The sequence below is a fragment of the Candidatus Enterococcus wittei genome (assembly GCF_002140175.1).
In the GTDB taxonomy this organism is placed as follows: domain Bacteria; phylum Bacillota; class Bacilli; order Lactobacillales; family Enterococcaceae; genus Enterococcus_B; species Enterococcus_B wittei.
This window is the reverse complement of the sequence record NZ_NGMO01000001.1, coordinates 612,725-631,745: the sequence shown is the minus strand read 5'-3', so window position 1 is coordinate 631,745 and position 19,021 is coordinate 612,725. Positions and strand designations below refer to the sequence as shown.

Genomic DNA, 19,021 nt, shown 5'->3' with positions numbered 1-19,021 from the left:
GAGTGAAAAGCATGAATGGGATCATCAAGCAAATCGAAAAAGGCAAACCTTTTTTTGAAAAAATTTCTCGTAATAGTTACCTTGGCGCTGTAAGGGATGGTTTTTTGACGGCTATGCCAGCCATCTTGTTTTCTAGTATTTTTATTTTGATTGCGGCTGTTCCTGAGATCTTTGGTTATCAGTGGCCAGAGGGAGTTTCTACGTGGTTATGGAAGGTTTATAATTATTCGATGGGCGTTGTCGGACTATTAGTATCAGCAACGACAGCTAGATGTTTGGCAGAATCACTGAATCGTCATATGCCTAAAAACAAGACGATCAATACGACTTCTGTGATGTTAGCCTCTGTTGTTAGCTTTTTGCTTCTAAGTGTCTCGCCGATCGAAGGTGGTTTTTCTACAGAATATATGGGTACGAAAGGCTTACTTGCCTCATTTGTAGCAGCTTTTATTACAGTGAACTTATATAAATTTTGTGTATTGAAAGATATTACTATCAAAATGCCCAAAGAAGTACCGGGAACAATCTCTCAAACATTTCGTGATATTTTTCCCTTCTCTTTTTCTGTCTTTGCAGCTGTGTTGATCGATTTAGTGGTGCGTAGTGTCTTCGGTATTTCTTTTGCAGAGGCGATTATTACGTTGTTACAACCATTATTTACGGCAGCTGATGGCTATTTAGGAATTGCAGTGATCTGGGGAGCAATGGCGCTGTTCTGGTTTGTCGGTGTCCACGGACCATCTATTGTAGAACCAGCAATTGCGGCAATCATCTATGCCAATGTGGAAACCAATTTGCAATTATTTAATTCAGGAGAACAAGCTTCAAAAGTATTGACAGTCGGTTTAGGTAATTTTGTTGGTACAATGGGCGGAACAGGTGCGACCCTCGTTGTTCCTTTTATCTTCTTGTTATTTGCAAAATCAAAGCAGTTAAAAGCAGTTGGGAAAGCCTCTGTGATCCCAGTGAGTTTTGCGGTAAATGAACCTTTACTATTTGCAGCCCCAATGATCTTGAATCCTTATTTCTTTATTCCGTTCTTACTGGCTCCGATTGTAAACGTTTGCTTATTTAAGTTTTTTGTTGATGTCCTAGGGATGAACAGTTTTATGTATGTGCTACCTTGGGCAACACCAGCACCAATTGGATTGATCTTAGGAACCGGTATGGGTCTGATGGCATTTGTTTTAGCAGCTCTCTTGATCTTGGTTGACTTTGCGATTTATTATCCATTCTGTAAAGCCTATGATGCGACTTTAGTTGAACAAGAAATGGCACAAGCAGCAAAAGAGGAAGCTCAAGCTAAAGATATGACAGTGACGATCACCGTTCCCGCAGATGAAGTGCCTGCTTTATCATCAACTTCTTCAACTCTGGAAGAAGGAAAAGAAATCAATGTATTAGTACTTTGTGCAGGTGCTGGAACGAGTGCTATGTTGGCCAATGCACTAACAGAAGGAGCAAAAGAATATCAAGCACCAATCAGTGCTTTGGCGGGAGCATATGGTTCTCATTATGAGATGATGGCAGATTTTGACATGATTGTTTTAGCTCCCCAAGTGAATTCTTATTATGAAGATATCAAAGAAGACACCGATCGTTTAGGAATAAAACTGATCGCAACAAAAGGTGCTGAGTATATCGGATTAACGAGAGATCCTGAAAAAGCTGTACGATTTGTTTTAGATCAATTTTAAGATGGAGGGATCATGGAATGAAGAAAGTGAAAGGGTGGCAGATTTTTTTGTTGGGGTTACTATTCACGTTAACTAGTCTCTCCATTACTTCTGAGCAAGTACGGGCAAAAGAATTGATCCGCGGAGCAGATATTTCGATCCTGGATGATATGGAAAAATCAGGGGCAAGTTATTATGATCATGGAATAAAAAAAGACGCTTTACAGATTTTAAAAGATAACGGGGTCAATTATGTTCGGTTAAGACTTTGGAATAATCCTTTTGACTCTGCTGGTAATTCTTATGGGGCAGGAACAAATGACCTGAAGACAACGATGGCTTTAGCCAAAAGAGCGAAGAATTTAGGACTACGTGTCTTACTTGATTTCCACTATAGTGATTTTTGGGTAGATCCTGGGAAGCAAAATGTACCCAAGGCATGGAAGGATTTATCCTTTGAACAGATGAATACTGCACTTTATAACTATACGAAAAATACGTTGAATACCATGAAAAATAACGGTGTATATCCTGATATGGTGCAGATCGGGAATGAATTGAACAGTGGCATGCTTTGGCCTTACGGTAAATCGTGGGGTGGGGATGGCGGTGAGTTTGATCGCTTGGCAACTTTCTTGAAGTCAGGTATTCAAGGAGTGAAGGACACGCAGCCTACACAGATCCCTATCATGCTCCATCTAGCAGATGGAGGGGATACAGGTGCATTTACTTGGTGGTTCGATGAAATCGCTAAACGTGGTGTGAATTACGATCTGATCGGAATCTCCTATTATCCTTATTGGCATGGTTCAATGAATCAGTTGCAGACTACAATGAATACAATCTCTTCTCGGTATAATAAAGAGGTAGTAGTCGTAGAGACAGCATACGGCCATACTACAGAAAATGCGGATGCCATGCCCAATGCATTTGGCCCGACAGAAGCTGCAGCAGGTGGATACCCAGCAACAATCGTAGGTCAAGGAGAATATTTGACTGATTTAGTTACACGTATCCAAGCCGTACCAGGCGATAAAGGAAGTGGCTTCTTTTATTGGGAACCCTTATGGTACAACGGCAATGTCAGTTGGTCAACTGCAGCAGGGATGAAGTATTTAGGCGTTCAGTCTGGCATGGGAAACGAATGGGATAATCAGGCGATGTTTGATTTTAAGGGCAATGCATTAGAAAGTTTGAAAGTATTTAAAGAAGCGGGAAACCAACAAAACTATTTACAAAATCCAAGTTTTGAAAAGGATGGAGGAACGTTTTCTCCTACTGGTTGGTCGATATGGTATGGTAATGGGGCAAAAACAGATAGCCTTAAAACGGAAACAGGTGGTTTTTCGGGAAATTACCGTTTGACTTTCTGGGAGGATCAAGACTATCAATTATCGGCTTATCAGAAGGTTACAGGATTAAGTAACGGGACATATACCTTAACAGCTTACACGATGGCTGGTGGATCGTTCAAAACGAATCAGATGTATGTTAAAAATTATGGCGGTCAAGAATTGAATACGAAAATTACGCAAAATGGGGAGTGGACAAAAGTAACGATCAAAAATATCCCCATTACGAATCATTCCTGTGAAATTGGTTTTTATACAGATGCTCAGGCGAATGGTTGGACTAGTATCGATCATGTCTCGCTGGTTAAGAATTAGTTCATTCTTCTTAAAATAAAAATGAAAGAGCGTGGGACAATAGTCAGGGGAAATCTGATTATTGTTCTACTTTTTTTGTTTTAGAGTACGCAAAAAGCACATAAATCGGTAAGATTAAAGTCACGAAACTCAACCAAAAGAAACGTGCTTTTATATTTAAGAAATGATACCATTGATCAAATCACTTTATCATTAGATTCGAAAAACGGAAAATCGATGTCAAACCAGTGCTTCTATCTAAAGACTTAATTTGGGTTCCGACTATTCCATTTACATGGGGAATAAGGAGTGAAGATCGACATTGTTGACATGACCTTTACGATTGTGGACCTAAATTTGAGGAAACTAGGAAAATACAGGGAGAGAAAAATGCATACAATAGAAAAAGAGGCTGGGACAGAAGCGTTTAACTCCGAGAAATAAGAAGGAATTCACGAAAATTGCTTTTCAAATTTTTGTGAATTTCGGCTTATTTCCGAAAGAGTTGCTTCTGCTCCCGCCGTTTATATGTATTTAGAGCGTGAAACAAAAGTAAATAACGCTTTTGTCCCACGCTCTTTCGTGTTGAGACAGGATTATGTCGCAGCCTGTTTCAATGAACTAGATGTCTAACACTTTATCCAAGAAATCTTTCGTACGTTCGTTTTGAGGATTTTCAAAAATTTGTTGTGGCGTGCCGTCTTCTAAGAAGTTACCGCCATCAATGAACATGACACGATTTGCGACTTCTTTTGCAAAGCCCATTTCGTGAGTGACGATCACCATGGTCATGCCTTGCTCTGCTAGTTTTTTCATTACGTTCAGTACATCGCCAACCATTTCAGGATCAAGTGCAGAAGTTGGTTCATCAAACAACATGATATCAGGATTCATCGCTAAAGCGCGAGCAATCGCTACACGTTGTTTTTGTCCCCCAGACAGATTGTCTGGATACATATCTTTTTTATCTTCAAGTCCGACTGTTTGTAAAAGTTTGATTGCTTTTTTTTCTGCTTCTGCCCGAGATTCTTTTTTTAGATCCATCGGAGCTAAGATGATGTTTTCCAACACAGAAAGGTGAGGGAAAAGATTGAAATGTTGAAAAACCATACCGATATGTTGACGAACCAAGTTGATATCGGTGTTTTTATCCATCAAATGAGCACCATCGATAATGATATCCCCTGAAGAAGGCTCTTCTAAGCGGTTCAAGCATCGTAAAAAGGTACTTTTCCCTGAGCCGGAAGGACCAATGATACAAACGACATCGCCTTCGTTGATTGATACATTGATGTCATTCAAGACAGTATTTTCCCCGTATTTTTTCACTAGATGTTCGACTAAGATTTTTTCTGCCATCTTATTTCACCTTCTTTTCTAATACTTTGGCTAATTTCGTTAATGCAGTAATCAAGATTAAGTACATCACTGCAATGATGAGATAGACATACGTACTTTGAGTTGTTCGTGCCACGATGATACGACCAGTTTGTAATAGTTCGACCACGCCGATGGCTGAAATGATCGTTGTATCTTTTAGTGAGATCACGAATTGGTTGACAAAAGACGGGATCATGATTTTAAATGCCTGTGGCAAAATGATTTTTTGCATAGTTCGGTTGTAAGATAATCCTAAGCTTCGAGAAGCTTCCATCTGGCCAACTGGTACTGCATTGATCCCGCCACGGACGATTTCAGCAATATAAGCACTGGCATTTAAGGTCAACGTAATGATCCCAGCGATAAAGTCAGGAATCGTAAATCCAACAATACCAGGTAAGCCAAAGAAGATAAAGAAGGCTAGTACCATCATCGGGATTCCTCGGATGATATCTACATAGATGCTCGCAACCATACGCAAGGCGCGAACTGGTGAAACACTAAATAATCCGAAAATCACACCAACAACTAATGCAAGTGCAAATGAAATCAGCGTTAAGAGAATCGTTTGTCCTAATCCTCGAAGTAGCGCAGGATAATTGTTTTTGATCAATCCGATCAAGGTTGATTCATCTGCTTTATCAGTTGGAACTTTGCTATCATCGGTTGAGATGTATTGATTGATGATCGCATCGTACTCACCAGTACGTTTTAATTCTTTTAATCCTTCATTAAACATTTGTAGCAATTCTGGGTTTTGTCCTTTTTTAACAGCGAAACCGTAAACTCCTCCTGATTCTTTGGCAATTGGAGTTTCTAAGGCTTGTCCGTTCTTGATGGCATATCCAATCACAGGATAATCATCCATCATGGCATCGATCGCCCCAACTTTCAAACCGTCATATAACTGGTCAGCCGCATCAAAATATTTGATATTGTAACCATATTGATCTTTGTGAGCCACAAGAAAATCGGCACTTTCCGTTCCGACTTTTGCACCAACAGTCTTACCTTTTAAATCTTCGTAAGACTTGATGGAAGTATCACCTTTTTTGACAGCAATCTGGATACCACTTTCAAAATATGGATCTGAAAAGTCAAAGTTTTGTTTACGTTCGTCTGTGATCGTCATTCCAGCGATCATCCCATCTGCTTGACCAGACTCTAAAGCTTGTAGAGCTGCTGAGAAACCACGATAGTCCATTCGTAGATTGAACCCTTGTGCTTTTGAGATGGCTTCCATCAATTGGACATCGATTCCTTCATATTCTCCTTTATCATTTTGAAACTCAAAAGGAGCGAAAGCAGAATCGCTTGCAATCACATAAACGTCTTTTTTCGGTTCGACTTTTTGCATTGTTTCAGTGCTTGATGTATTTGTTGATTGAGTCTCGTCCGCTTGCACCGGGCTATGTAGTGCAAATGTAACAAGTCCTGTCATTATGAAAATTAATGTTTGAAGAATGGGTCTTTTTTTCATAAATAACCTCCTAATAGTTTTCGTTAAATTTCAGCATTTACTTATTATAGGCGAAAAAGGATATTTGAGACAAGATAACAAGAAAAATTAAATGAAAAAATTGTCAATTTCTTACAAACGATGTAATAAAACATGACATGGAAACTGCGAAGAATAATAACGTACTATATATAAAACTTCAAAGTAGCGAAAGTATGTTCGTAGTGGTATAATGTAGTCATGAGGAATGCCTTTGCTTTCCTTTTCTTTTTGTTAACCGTAAAATGAAAAGGAATGAACTTAAAGGAGGACGAAAAATGATAGAAAGAGATACCTCCCGACACTTTGAATTGGTGTCAAAATACCAGCCGGCTGGAGATCAGCCAGAAGCGATCAATCAGCTTGTTGATGGTGTGAAGAAAGGAAAGAAAGCACAGATTTTACTTGGAGCCACTGGTACAGGTAAGACATATACGATTTCTAATCTAATCGAGAAAGTCAATAAACCTACATTGATCATTGCGCATAATAAAACCTTAGCAGGTCAGCTATATGGGGAGTTCAAAGAGTTTTTTCCCAATAATGCTGTTGAGTATTTTGTTTCTTACTATGATTATTATCAACCAGAAGCCTATGTACCTTCCAGCGATACGTACATTGAAAAAGATTCGAGTGTCAATGATGAAATTGATAAGTTGCGTCATTCTGCCACTAGTTCACTATTGGAGCGCAACGACGTGATCGTGATTGCCTCGGTTTCTTGTATTTTTGGCTTAGGATCGCCGTTTGAGTATCAAAAACAAGTAGTATCTATCCGTCAAGGAGCTGAACTGGATCGCAATCAATTGATTCGTGATCTAGTTAGTATTCAATTTGAGAGAAATGATATTGATTTTCAGCGCGGTCGTTTTCGGGTGCGCGGTGACGTCGTGGAGATTTTTCCAGCTTCGAGGGATGAACGCGCCTTACGTGTGGAATTCTTTGGAGATGAAGTCGAACGAATACGGGAAGTGAATGCACTAACTGGAGAAGTACTTGGCGAAACTGAGCATGTGGCTATTTTTCCAGCCACTCACTTTGTCACGGATGACGATCATATGGAGCATGCAGTAGCAAACATCAAAGCAGAATTGGAACAGCGTCTGACTGTGCTGCGAAATGAGAACAAGTTACTAGAAGCACAACGTTTGGAACAACGGACCAATTATGATATCGAGATGATGTTAGAGATGGGCTATACTTCAGGGATCGAAAACTACTCTCGACATATGGATGGACGTAAAGAAGGCGAACCGCCTTATACACTTTTAGATTTTTTCCCTGAAGATGCCTTGATCGTAGTGGATGAGTCACATGTGACGATGCCACAGATCAGAGGGATGTATAACGGTGACCGTGCGAGAAAACAGATGTTAGTCGATTATGGCTTCCGTTTGCCTTCAGCATTAGATAATCGTCCGTTACGTTTGGAAGAATTCGAACAACATGTCAATCAAATCGTGTATGTGTCTGCGACACCAGGACCTTATGAATATGAACAAACGGATACCGTGATCCAGCAAATCATTCGTCCAACAGGATTGTTGGACCCAGTGATCGAAGTACGTCCAATCATGGGACAGATAGATGATTTAGTTGGTGAAATCAATGATCGAGTGGAAAAAGACCAACGAGTATTTGTAACGACCTTGACGAAGAAAATGTCAGAGGATCTGACCGATTATTTGAAAGAACTAGGAATCAAAGTGAAATACTTGCATAGTGATATCAAAACACTTGAACGGACAGAGATTATCCGTGACCTGCGTTTAGGTGAATTCGATGTATTAGTTGGAATCAACTTGCTTCGTGAAGGACTTGATGTGCCTGAAGTCTCCTTGGTGGCGATTTTGGATGCAGATAAAGAAGGGTTCTTACGAAGTGAACGTTCCTTGGTACAAACGATTGGTCGTGCGGCTCGAAATTCCGATGGAAAAGTAATCATGTATGCAGACAGAATCACCGACTCCATGCGTTTGGCAATGGACGAGACTTCACGTCGTCGCAGTATCCAACAACGTTATAATGAAGAACACGGGATCGTTCCAAAAACGATCATCAAAGAAATCCGTGATTTGATCTCCATTACGAAAGAATCAGAAGATGACGCAAAAGAAACTGTGCAAGTTTCTTATGAAGAAATGACAAGAGAAGAAAAAGCAACTTTATTGATGAAGCTAGAAAAAGAAATGAAAGATGCAGCAAAAGCTTTGGATTTCGAGACAGCAGCGAATGTGCGTGATATGATTCTTGAACTAAAGGCTTCTGAGTAGGAGGATAATATGGCTAACGATAAAATCATTATCCATGGCGCACGTGCGCATAATTTGAAAAATATTGATGTGACGATCCCAAGAGACCAATTTGTGGTTGTCACAGGATTATCAGGATCAGGAAAAAGCTCATTGGCGTTTGATACATTATATGCAGAAGGTCAACGACGTTATGTAGAAAGTCTGTCCGCATACGCCCGTCAGTTTCTTGGGCAAATGGACAAGCCAGATGTGGATAGTATCGATGGCTTAAGCCCAGCAATTTCTATCGATCAGAAAACAACAAGTAAGAATCCTCGTTCCACAGTCGGAACGGTCACAGAAATCAACGACTATTTGCGATTATTGTTTGCTCGGGTTGGTCATCCGATCTGCCCAAATGATCATATCGAGATCACCAGTCAATCAGTTGAACAAATGGCGGATAAAGTCATGGAACTTCCAGAAAGAACGAAGATCCAAATCTTAGCACCGATTATTGTCAAGAAGAAAGGGCAACATAAAAAAATATTCGAACGTATTCAAAAAGAAGGGTATGTAAGAGTTCGGGTAGATGGAGAAACATATGATTTAAGTGAGGTCCCTGAACTAGAGAAAAATAAAAAACATGACATTGCGATCGTGATCGATCGGATCATCGTAAAAGAAGGTGTACGTTCACGTTTGTTCGATTCGATCGAAGCAGCGTTACGTTTGGCAGACGGTTATGTGTTGATCGACGTGGTAGGGGAAGAAGAAATGCTCTTTAGTGAACATTATGCCTGCCCATATTGTGGCTTTACTGTAGGAGAGTTAGAACCACGTTTATTTTCTTTTAATGCGCCGTTTGGAGCTTGCCCAGATTGTGATGGACTAGGGGTGAAACTGGAAGTAGATAGTGATTTAGTGATCCCTGATAAATCGAAAACTTTAGCTGAAGGAGCTATCGTTCCTTGGAACCCGATCAGTTCTCAATACTATCCGCAAATGTTGGAACAAGCTTGTGAGAGCTATGGGATCAGTATGGATATACCGTTTGAGGAGTTGCCTGAAGAACATCAAGAAATCATTTTATATGGAACGGATGAACATTTTCATTTCCACTATGAGAATGACTTTGGTGGCGTAAGAGATGTAGAAACCTCTTTTGAAGGAGTTATGACGAATATCAAACGTCGTTTCCATGATACGAATAGTGATTTTACAAGAGAACAAATGCGTCAATATATGACAGAGTTGACATGTCAAACATGTAAAGGTTATCGGTTGAACCCACAAGCTTTATCTGTCCAAATCAATGGAACCAATATAGGACAAACGAATGAATTATCGATTCAGCATGCAGTGGACTTTTTCAAAAATCTAACACTTTCAGAACAAGAAAAAGTGATAGCACGTCCGATCCTAAAAGAAGTGAATGACCGTTTGTCTTTCTTAGAAAATGTAGGGTTAGATTACTTGACGTTGAGCCGTGCTTCTGGGACATTATCCGGTGGGGAAGCGCAACGGATTCGTTTAGCTACGCAAATCGGTTCTAATTTATCTGGCGTTCTTTACATTTTGGATGAACCTTCGATTGGATTACATCAACGGGATAATGACCGATTGATCGGTTCATTGAAGAAAATGCGAGATCTTGGGAACACATTGGTAGTTGTAGAACACGATGAAGATACGATGCGTGCAGCCGATTATTTGATTGATGTCGGTCCAGGTGCCGGTCACGAGGGTGGCGAGATCGTTTCGGCAGGAACTCCTGAAGAAGTGGCGAAAGATGAACATTCACTCACTGGCCAATATTTGTCTGGGAAAAAGAAAATCCCCGTACCAAAAACACGCCGAAAAGGAACCGGCAAAGCCATTAGGATCACAGGTGCTTCTGAAAACAACTTAAAAAATATTTCTGTTGACTTTCCTTTAGGTGAATTTGTGGCTGTGACTGGGGTATCAGGTTCTGGGAAGAGTACCTTAGTTAATGGGATCTTGAAAAAAGCATTGGCTCAAAAGATCAACCGGAATTCAGCTAAACCAGGGAAATATAAAACAATCTCAGGATACGAAGGCATCGAAAAAATCATCGATATCGATCAAAGTCCGATCGGTCGGACACCACGAAGTAATCCAGCGACTTATACCAGTGTATTTGACGACATTCGTGACCTTTTTGCGCAAACAAATGAAGCAAAAATGCGCGGGTATAAAAAAGGACGTTTCAGTTTTAATGTCAAAGGTGGTCGTTGTGAAGCTTGTCGTGGAGATGGGATCATCAAAATCGAAATGCATTTTTTACCAGATGTCTATGTCCCTTGTGAAGTTTGTCATGGCAAACGATACAATTCTGAAACGCTAGAAGTTCACTATAAAGGGAAAAATATTGCAGATGTATTAGAGATGACAGTTGAAGATGCGGTCGAATTCTTCCAACCTATCCCTAAGATCCATCGTAAACTGCAAACGATCGTCGATGTGGGGTTAGGCTATGTTACGATGGGGCAACCGGCTACAACATTATCAGGTGGAGAAGCGCAACGGATGAAACTTGCTAGTGAGTTGCATAAGATTTCGAATGGGAAAAACTTCTATATTTTAGATGAACCAACGACAGGACTTCATACCGATGACATCGCACGTTTGTTACAAGTCTTACAACGATTAGTGGATGCTGGTAATACAGTGTTAGTGATTGAACATAATCTAGACGTAATCAAAACAGCAGATCATTTAATCGATTTAGGACCAGAAGGTGGCGAAGGTGGCGGAACGATCCTTGCCACGGGGACACCGGAAGATTTAATCAAAGTGAAAGAAAGTTATACAGGACAATATTTGAAAAAAGTGATGGAGATATAAGAACCTTCTCAAGATAGTTAAAAAAGCATTAAAAAAAGTGAGGCAGTCTTGTTTTCTTTGAGAGGTTATTCTAGAATACGTGCTATGGTAGTTCTTTCTAAACTAATTAGTATAGATAAAAACTTCCTATAAGTTCAATCCGTTCAAAAAAGAATTGAGCAATCGGAGGAGATTCCTTTGATTGCTTTTTTCTTTATGGTATGATATTCCTTGTGTAATTGAAAAAATCTAGAGATTATAAGTAAGTGAGAGATAATAATGAATAGTAATGTGAATGAAGAATTTATTCCTATTTTATTAGGTAGCGACATGAATGTATATGGGATGGCTCGTTCTTTCCATGAAGCCTATGGAACGGTCTGTCAAGCGTATGCTTCTAACCAGCTAGCGCCTACCCGTTACAGTAAGATCGTTCAGGTAGAAGTGATCCCGGGATTTGATAAAGATCCTGTATTTATTGAAACGATGAGACGTTTAGCAAAAGAAAAGTATACAGATAAAGAAAAGAAATATCTTTTGATTGCTTGTGGAGATGGCTATGCAGAATTGATCTCTCAGCACAAAGAAGAATTATCGGCAAACTTTATTTGCCCTTATATTGATTATTCCTTATTTGCACGTTTGATCAATAAAGTTAGCTTTTATGAAATATGTGAAGAGTATCAACTGCCGTATCCTAAGACACTCATTGTCCGCAAAGAAATGCTTATCAATGGGAAGTTAGAACAAGAATTGCCATTTGGCTTTCCAGTTGCCTTGAAACCTGCCAATAGTGTTGAATATTTATCTGTTCAATTTGAAGGACGTAAAAAAGCATTTATCATCAATGATCGCGCTGAATTTGATTTGATCTTAGGCCGTATTTATGAAGCAGGGTATACAAGTGAGATGATCGTCCAAGACTTCATCCCAGGAGACGATAGCAATATGAGAGTGTTGAATGCGTATGTGGATAGCCAACATCAAGTACGTATGATGTGTCTAGGACATCCTCTATTAGAAGACCCTACACCAGCATCTATCGGGAATTATGTAGTGATCGTGCCAGATTATAACGAAAAAATCTATCAAACGATCAAAGATTTTTTAGAAAAAATCAACTACACTGGATTTGCTAATTTTGACATGAAATATGATCCAAGAGATGGAGAATACAAGTTGTTTGAAATCAATCTTCGTCAAGGAAGAAGTAGTTTCTTTGTCACACTGAATGGCTTGAATCTCGCACGTTTCTTAACAGAAGACCGAGTGTATGAAGTCCCATTTTCTGGAACAACGTATGGAACTGGTCAATCCGACCAAGCAAAATTATGGCTAGGTGTGCCTAAAAAAGTCTTTTTAGAATATGCAAAAGACAATGCGCAAAAACAATTTGCTGAAAAATTGATCAAAGAAAAACGATATGGAACAACTGTTTTTTATGATAAAGATCGGTCAATCAAACGTTGGTTCTTGATGACGTATATGTTTAGAAACTACATTCCAAGGTTCAAAAAATACTTCCATTCGAAAGAAGGCTAGTGCATGGAAAACTTTTTTAGTATCTTAGGCGGTATGGGAACGATGGCGACAGAAAGCTTCATTCGCCTGATCAATCATCGTACAATTGCTACCAAAGATCAGGATTATTTGAATTATGTTCTGTTTAATCATGCCACAGTGCCCGATCGAACGGCGTATATTTTAGACCGTACGCAAGAAAATCCGATGCCCTATTTATTGGACGATGTCAAAAAGCAAAACTTACTTCGACCAAATTTCATCGTATTGACTTGTAACACTGCTCACTATTTTTTTGACAAGCTACAAGCAGCGACAGATATTCCTATCCTTCATATGCCAAGAGAAGCAGCGAAGGAATTAGTACGTCAACAGACAGTAGGAAAAGTAGCTATTTTTGCGACACAAGGTAGTATCAAAGCAGGTGTCTATGAAAAAGAAGTCAGAGAGCAAGGCTTTGAAGTAGTAATCCCAGATCAAAAACTCCAAGAAAAAATCAATTACTTGATTTATCATGAAATCAAAGAATCTGATTATTTAAATAAGGAATTATATTACGAAATTTTAGAAGAAGCTGTTCAACGTCTAGGTTGTGAAAAAATCATTTTAGGATGTACAGAGCTGTCGCTGATTCAAGAATTTACAACTGACAACCCTTATCCTGTGTTGGATGCACAGTCGATCTTAGCTGATCGGACCATCGAGCAAGCATTAGTTGCTCGTCAAGAATTTTTAGCAAAACCGTAAGTGATTGTGGTATATGTCTAGGTGTGTGTTATGCCTAGGGATATACCACAACTTGTTTTATACAGAAAAGATTATTTAGAAAAAAATGAACTAGCAATGACACGCCCGGAATGATATAATTTTATAGAAGCAAGAGAGGAGGCCACAATAATGGCTGATAATTTACAACTAGTCATCATCACAGGAATGAGCGGAGCAGGTAAAACCGTCGCCATTCAAAGCTTTGAAGATATGGGGTACTTCTGTATCGACAATATGCCACCAACTTTAGTCCCAAAATTTTGGGAATTGATCAAAGAATCAGGAAAAGTCACAAAAATGGCTTTAGGCGTTGATTTACGTTCTCGTTCATTTTTTGAAGAGATCCAAAATATGTTGATTGAAATCGAGAATACCAACTTTATTGATACTTCTGTCTTATTTTTAGACGCATCTGATGAGGAATTGGTCGCTCGTTACAAAGAAACAAGAAGAACTCATCCGATGGCCATGGAAGGCTTGGTAACAGAAGGAATCCGTAAAGAACGAGCAATTTTGAACGATATCAAAGCGCAAGCCTCTGTTATCATTGATACAACTACATTAACACCTAGACAATTAAGAGAAAAAATCAATCAGACATTTAAAACGAAAGACGATCAGGGATTTCGTATCGAGTTTGTTTCTTTCGGATTTAAATATGGGTTGCCGATCGATTCAGACATCGTCATGGATGTTCGTTTCTTGCCAAATCCTCATTACATTTCAGACCTGCGACCCCTGACAGGGATGGATAAACCTGTATATGATTATGTCATGTCATTTGATGAGACGGAACTCTTCTATTTGAAATTTTTGGACTTATTAAAAACCGTCATGCCTGGTTATATCAAAGAAGGTAAAAGTAGTTTGACTATTGCGATCGGCTGTACGGGTGGGCAACACCGTTCAGTTGCATTGACACAACGTCTAGCAAAAGCATTGGGTGAAAATTACAAAGTGAATGTCACTCATCGAGACAAAGACAAACGAAAAGAGACGGTGAATCGCTCATGAAAATGAAAACTTACCGTATTCGAAAGCCCAAGATCGTTGTGGTTGGTGGAGGTACCGGCCTACCTGTCATCTTGAAAAGCTTACGAAATCAAGGTGCGGATATCACGGCAATTGTGACGGTCGCAGATGACGGCGGCAGTAGTGGTGAGATCCGCAAATCGATTGCTATGGCTCCACCAGGTGATTTACGTAATGTATTAGTTTCTTTATCTGATATGCCGCAATTCTATGAAGATATTTTCCAGTATCGTTTCAAAAAAGAAGATCAATTTTTAGCGAACCATACGATTGGGAATTTGATCATTGCAGCTGTATCAGAAATGAGGGGCAGTACCTATGAAGCAATCCAACTATTGGCTCGAATGATGCACGTAGACGGCCATATTTATCCGTCTTCAGAAACACCCTTGACCTTACATGCTGTTTTTAAAGATGGAACAACTGCTATCGGTGAATCAAAAATTGCGCTTGATCGCAAGACGATCGATCATGTGTATGTTCGTAATACAGAAGATCAAAGCGAAGCCAAAGCTGCACGAAAAGTGGTGACTGCAATCATGGAAGCGGACATGGTTGTATTAGGACCAGGCAGTTTATTTACCAGTATCTTACCCAATTTAGTTATCCCAGAGATTGGGGAAGCCATGATTCAGACACCCGCAGAAGTAGTATATATTTGCAATATCATGACGCAAAAAGGGGAGACTGAACATTTTAGTGATGCAGATCACATTCGTGTATTGCATCAACATTTACATCAGCCTTTTATTGATACGGTACTAGTCAATACAGAGAAAGTACCTGAAGATTATATGGATCCAGCTATTTATGATGAATACCTCGTGCAAGTGGCCCATGATTTCAACGGTTTAAGAAGTGAGAGTTGCCGGGTTATCTCTACGGACTTTTTGGAATTAAAAAATGGTGGGGTCTTTCATGACGGAGAAAAAGTAGTTGAAGAACTTTTCCGCCTTGTTTTTGGTTCAAAAAATTAATAACGCATCATTTTTTATGGAAGGAGGCGGCTAACATGTCATTTGCAGCAGACGTAAAAAAAGAATTGACTGGATTAGAAGTCCATAGAGAACATGCGAAAGCAGAGTTAGCAGCACTATTGCGTATGAATGGGTCCTTAGGTCTCGTAAATCAGCAATTTATCCTGAATGTGCAGACTGAAAATGCCGCAATAGCAAGACGTATCTATTCTCTTCTGAAAGACCATTATCAGGTTCGTAGCGAATTACTGGTACGCAAAAAGATGAAATTAAAAAAGAATAATGTCTACATTGTTCGCTTGAAACAAGGAACAAAAAATGTGTTGACAGACTTAGATATCATGGATGGCATGATGTTCAATGGACATGTTTCAGATGAAATCATGGGAAATGCACAAAAAATGCGTTCTTATTTGAGAGGCGCATTTATGGCTTCTGGGTCAGTTAATAACCCAGAAACTAGTCGGTATCATTTAGAGATATTTTCTATTTATGAACAACATAATCAAGATATCTGTAATATGTTGAATTATTATGGTCTTCATGCTCGAACACTTGAAAGACGTAATGGATACATCTCTTATCTTAAAGGGGCTGAAAAGATCGCTGACTTCTTAACATTGATCGGTGCAACGAATTCGATGTTAAGATTTGAAGATGTTCGTATTGTTCGGGATATGAGAAATTCAGTCAATCGGTTAGTGAATTGTGAAACAGCTAATCTAAACAAAACTATTGATGCCGCATCAAAACAAATCGAAAATATTGAATTGATCGAAGCGAAAGTAGGATTACACGCGTTGCCCGAAAAACTGCAAGAAATTGCGGAACTACGTTTGCAACATCCGGAAGTGAGTTTGAAAGAATTAGGGGAAATGATTCCTTCAGGCGCCATCTCTAAATCAGGAATCAATCATCGCATACGAAAAATCAATGAATTTGCTGAGAAGTTAAGAGAACAAGCATCTTAGTGTGGGAATACTATAAATAAGGAGAATAAACCAATACAGAAAAAAACATTGCATAAGAGGACTGGAACAACCTAGTGCTTCTCTTTCTTTCGTTTAGGAAAGAATGAAAGAGAAGTCATTAAGTTCCTAGTCCTCCTTTTTTTATTTTCAATAAAAAATTGGCTTATAAAGTACATAATTAAAATTATAATAAGTTGGAGGGGACTGACTAAGGAGGGATCAACAATATGGAAGAACAGAAATCCACATCAAAAAAAAGACCACAAAGTGATTATCTTTCGCGGGTAAAACGACAGGAACGTCGAAAAAAAATTTTGGAGGAAGTGAAAGAAGGAAAACAGACAGATGAAATAATCAAAAAAAACAAAGTAGGCAAAGATTTGGTGTATAGGTTAAAAAGAAATCAGGTAATGAAGCATATTCAAAAAGGTGCAGGCTTGAAAGAGATTACTCAAGAACTGAATATGTCGCTCGAGCGGGTGAGGGAAATCAGAGATAGTCACATCGAGTTGGAATTGATAAGAGGTACAGCAATTGATAAACTGGCTGAAGATCTCCTTGTGGATAAACAGGAAATTGAAGTGTTTCGAAATAAAATGATTGAAAAAGAGTTGTTCAATTACTCACCTGTTGAAGTAGTTGCAACAAAGTGGCATTTATCAAATAAAGAAGTTTTTGCTATTCTAGAAAATGCTATCCGGCAACACGCAATGACTAAACGTTTGGAAGAAGTGGCTCATGATTTTCAGTTGTCAGTTCACAAAGTCCTTTTGATGCTATACCTGTCTCTTATACACATCTAGATGTGTATAAGAGACAGAAGCAGCTAAAAAGAAGGCAGAAAGAAAATATATCCAACAAATAATCAGCACCTCTTCATCACGTATTCAGCCGATAAAAGGACGATAATGTTCTTTTTAAGAGAGGAAGGATAATCTGGAAGAGGCACGTATGAGTGTCTATCTGATGAAGAGACAATAAAAGTGCAAAATTTGATTCGCAAGTGCCAAACAGATAAACAAATATCCAATTCATTAAGTGTGAAATATACCTTAGTCCGTAGCATGCATGAGAGAATATATCGTAGGAGGAGACCTAGAGTGAAGCATGAAAAAATCACAAAAAAAACAAAAGAAAAGATTGCCTCTGAAAGGGGGAAACTGAACGTAGAAAGACTTTCTGAAAAATATGGAGTGAATCAAAATAGTGTTAGAACTATATTGAGTAGAGATCAAGAATATAAAATGAAAAAGAGGATAACTGAAGAAAGAAGAGAGCTGGAAAAAAAGTTAAAAAGCATAAAGGAAATTGAAAAGATAGCTAAAGAGAAGGCGAAAATTGAAAATATCAAACAAATAATCAACAAGACATCTTCATCACGTATTCAACCGATAAAAGGACGATAATGTTCTTTTTAAGAGTGGAAGAATAATCTCAGATTAGACTTCAAATTACTTTATTAAACTTTTTAAAAGCTTCAATGAAAATTGGAAAACAGGCTCCTTGTTAAATGATGTGATTAAAGAGAAACCCCATCATTATGGAAGAGAAGTAATGAAGCTTTATATTTTATTGATCATATTTTTCATGTTGAATCATGGTGGGGTGACAGAAGAATGAAAACAACAAGATGATTTTCTTTTGGAGAAAATGAAGTAGATAGATCCAAAGTAAGTGGATTCATATAATTAGGTTGCGCTTATTTAGTTCTTTCAGGATTAAATATTGGAAGTATAGGCAGTCATTATGCTTCTTTATTTTTCCTGAAAAATAGCTTGTAATGAACGATTTTCTGTTAGAGACTTACGCCACAGCCCCGTTTTTCATATTTTCATGTGATAATTGATGAAAGAAAAGTAGACCCCAATCCATCTTTTTTTATCTTAAAAAAAATTGGCCTATAGTATATACATATGTATAATCTGTCTCTTATACACATCTAGATGTGTATAAGAGACAGGACTATGAAAGAGAAGAAATCAGTGCCAATAAAACGATCACACAAAATAAAAAAAACACATGGAATAAAGCAAACACGGAGGAAAAAACTTACACCAGAACAACAACAACAAGTTTTGGAAGAAGTGAAACTAGGGAAAACGAGAAAAGAAATCGCTCGAAAATTTGGAGTAAATACAAAACTGGTCACTGATATAAAGAATAGAGATGTGATTGAGAATATTCTTCAAAAAGAGACATTGGAAAATATTTCTAGAAAATTAAACATACCAGTTGATCGTGTGATGGAAATCAAAGATAGTCATATTGAGTCGCTATTAATAAATGGGGAAAAATCTCTTAAGGTAGCTGAGTATTTGCACATAGATGTGGTAGAAGTAAGAATGATTCGAGAAAAAAGAATCGAAAAGGAACTGATAGGTGGTTCGACTCTTAAAGAGGCTGTCTCTTATACACATCTAGATGTGTATAAGAGACAGGTATATGGTATAGCATCAAAAGGACTTTGTGAA

14 protein-coding genes are annotated in these 19,021 nt (G+C 38.6%); 12 read left to right on the top strand and 2 right to left on the bottom strand.

Annotation, left to right across the window (positions count from 1 at the left end; translation table 11 throughout):
* Nucleotides 1-11: 11 nt before the first annotated feature.
* Nucleotides 12-1,697 carry a PTS lactose transporter subunit IIBC gene (locus A5844_RS02385; RefSeq protein ID WP_086283572.1) on the top strand — a complete coding sequence of 562 codons (1,686 nt, stop codon included), beginning with the start codon at nt 12-14 and terminating at the stop codon, nt 1,695-1,697.
* Between the two features lie 17 nt (nt 1,698-1,714).
* Nucleotides 1,715-3,343 carry a glycoside hydrolase family 53 protein gene (locus A5844_RS02380; RefSeq protein WP_086283570.1) on the top strand — a complete coding sequence of 543 codons (1,629 nt, stop codon included), beginning with the start codon at nt 1,715-1,717 and terminating at the stop codon, nt 3,341-3,343.
* 600 nt (nt 3,344-3,943) lie between these two features.
* Here A5844_RS02380 and A5844_RS02375 read toward each other — a convergent pair.
* Nucleotides 3,944-4,681 (bottom strand): amino acid ABC transporter ATP-binding protein, encoded by a 738-nt coding sequence (locus A5844_RS02375; protein WP_086283568.1) that lies wholly within the window; start codon nt 4,679-4,681, stop codon nt 3,944-3,946.
* Nucleotide 4,682: 1 nt separating this feature from the next.
* Nucleotides 4,683-6,182: an amino acid ABC transporter substrate-binding protein/permease gene (locus A5844_RS02370; protein ID WP_086283566.1), complete on the bottom strand. Its 1,500-nt coding sequence runs from the start codon at nt 6,180-6,182 to the stop codon at nt 4,683-4,685.
* A 296-nt stretch (nt 6,183-6,478) separates the two neighbouring features.
* Here A5844_RS02370 and uvrB point away from each other — a divergent pair, with 296 nt between their 5' ends.
* The 10 genes from uvrB to A5844_RS14090 all read left to right on the top strand — a co-directional run.
* A complete protein-coding gene (gene uvrB / locus A5844_RS02365) occupies nt 6,479-8,473 on the top strand; it encodes an excinuclease ABC subunit UvrB (protein WP_086283564.1) in 1,995 nt (664 codons plus the stop codon).
* Between the two features lie 9 nt (nt 8,474-8,482).
* Complete coding sequence (gene uvrA / locus A5844_RS02360) at nt 8,483-11,302, top strand: excinuclease ABC subunit UvrA (protein ID WP_086283562.1); 2,820 nt, start codon at nt 8,483-8,485, stop codon at nt 11,300-11,302.
* Between the two features lie 255 nt (nt 11,303-11,557).
* Nucleotides 11,558-12,823, top strand: coding sequence for a D-aspartate ligase (locus tag A5844_RS02355; protein ID WP_179190540.1), 1,266 nt, complete (start codon nt 11,558-11,560; stop codon nt 12,821-12,823).
* A 3-nt stretch (nt 12,824-12,826) separates the two neighbouring features.
* Nucleotides 12,827-13,549 carry an amino acid racemase gene (locus A5844_RS02350; protein WP_086283558.1) on the top strand — a complete coding sequence of 241 codons (723 nt, stop codon included), beginning with the start codon at nt 12,827-12,829 and terminating at the stop codon, nt 13,547-13,549.
* A 150-nt stretch (nt 13,550-13,699) separates the two neighbouring features.
* Entirely contained in the window at nt 13,700-14,584 is an 885-nt protein-coding gene (gene rapZ, locus A5844_RS02345; RefSeq protein WP_086283555.1) for an RNase adapter RapZ, read from the top strand.
* A complete protein-coding gene (locus A5844_RS02340) occupies nt 14,581-15,579 on the top strand; it encodes a gluconeogenesis factor YvcK family protein (RefSeq protein WP_161972805.1) in 999 nt (332 codons plus the stop codon). The genes rapZ and A5844_RS02340 overlap by 4 nt, the downstream gene beginning before the upstream one ends.
* A gap of 35 nt (nt 15,580-15,614) precedes the next feature.
* Nucleotides 15,615-16,550 carry a DNA-binding protein WhiA gene (gene whiA, locus A5844_RS02335; RefSeq protein WP_086283553.1) on the top strand — a complete coding sequence of 312 codons (936 nt, stop codon included), beginning with the start codon at nt 15,615-15,617 and terminating at the stop codon, nt 16,548-16,550.
* Between the two features lie 227 nt (nt 16,551-16,777).
* Nucleotides 16,778-17,353: a hypothetical protein gene (locus A5844_RS02330; RefSeq protein WP_086283551.1), complete on the top strand. Its 576-nt coding sequence runs from the start codon at nt 16,778-16,780 to the stop codon at nt 17,351-17,353.
* 297 nt (nt 17,354-17,650) lie between these two features.
* The gene (locus tag A5844_RS02325) at nt 17,651-17,956 is read left to right on the top strand and encodes a hypothetical protein (RefSeq protein WP_086283548.1); all 306 of its coding nucleotides are present in this window, start codon (nt 17,651-17,653) and stop codon (nt 17,954-17,956) included.
* Nucleotides 17,957-18,514: 558 nt separating this feature from the next.
* Nucleotides 18,515-19,021: helix-turn-helix domain-containing protein (locus A5844_RS14090; protein ID WP_218776162.1), on the top strand; the 507-nt coding region annotated here is incomplete at its 3' end.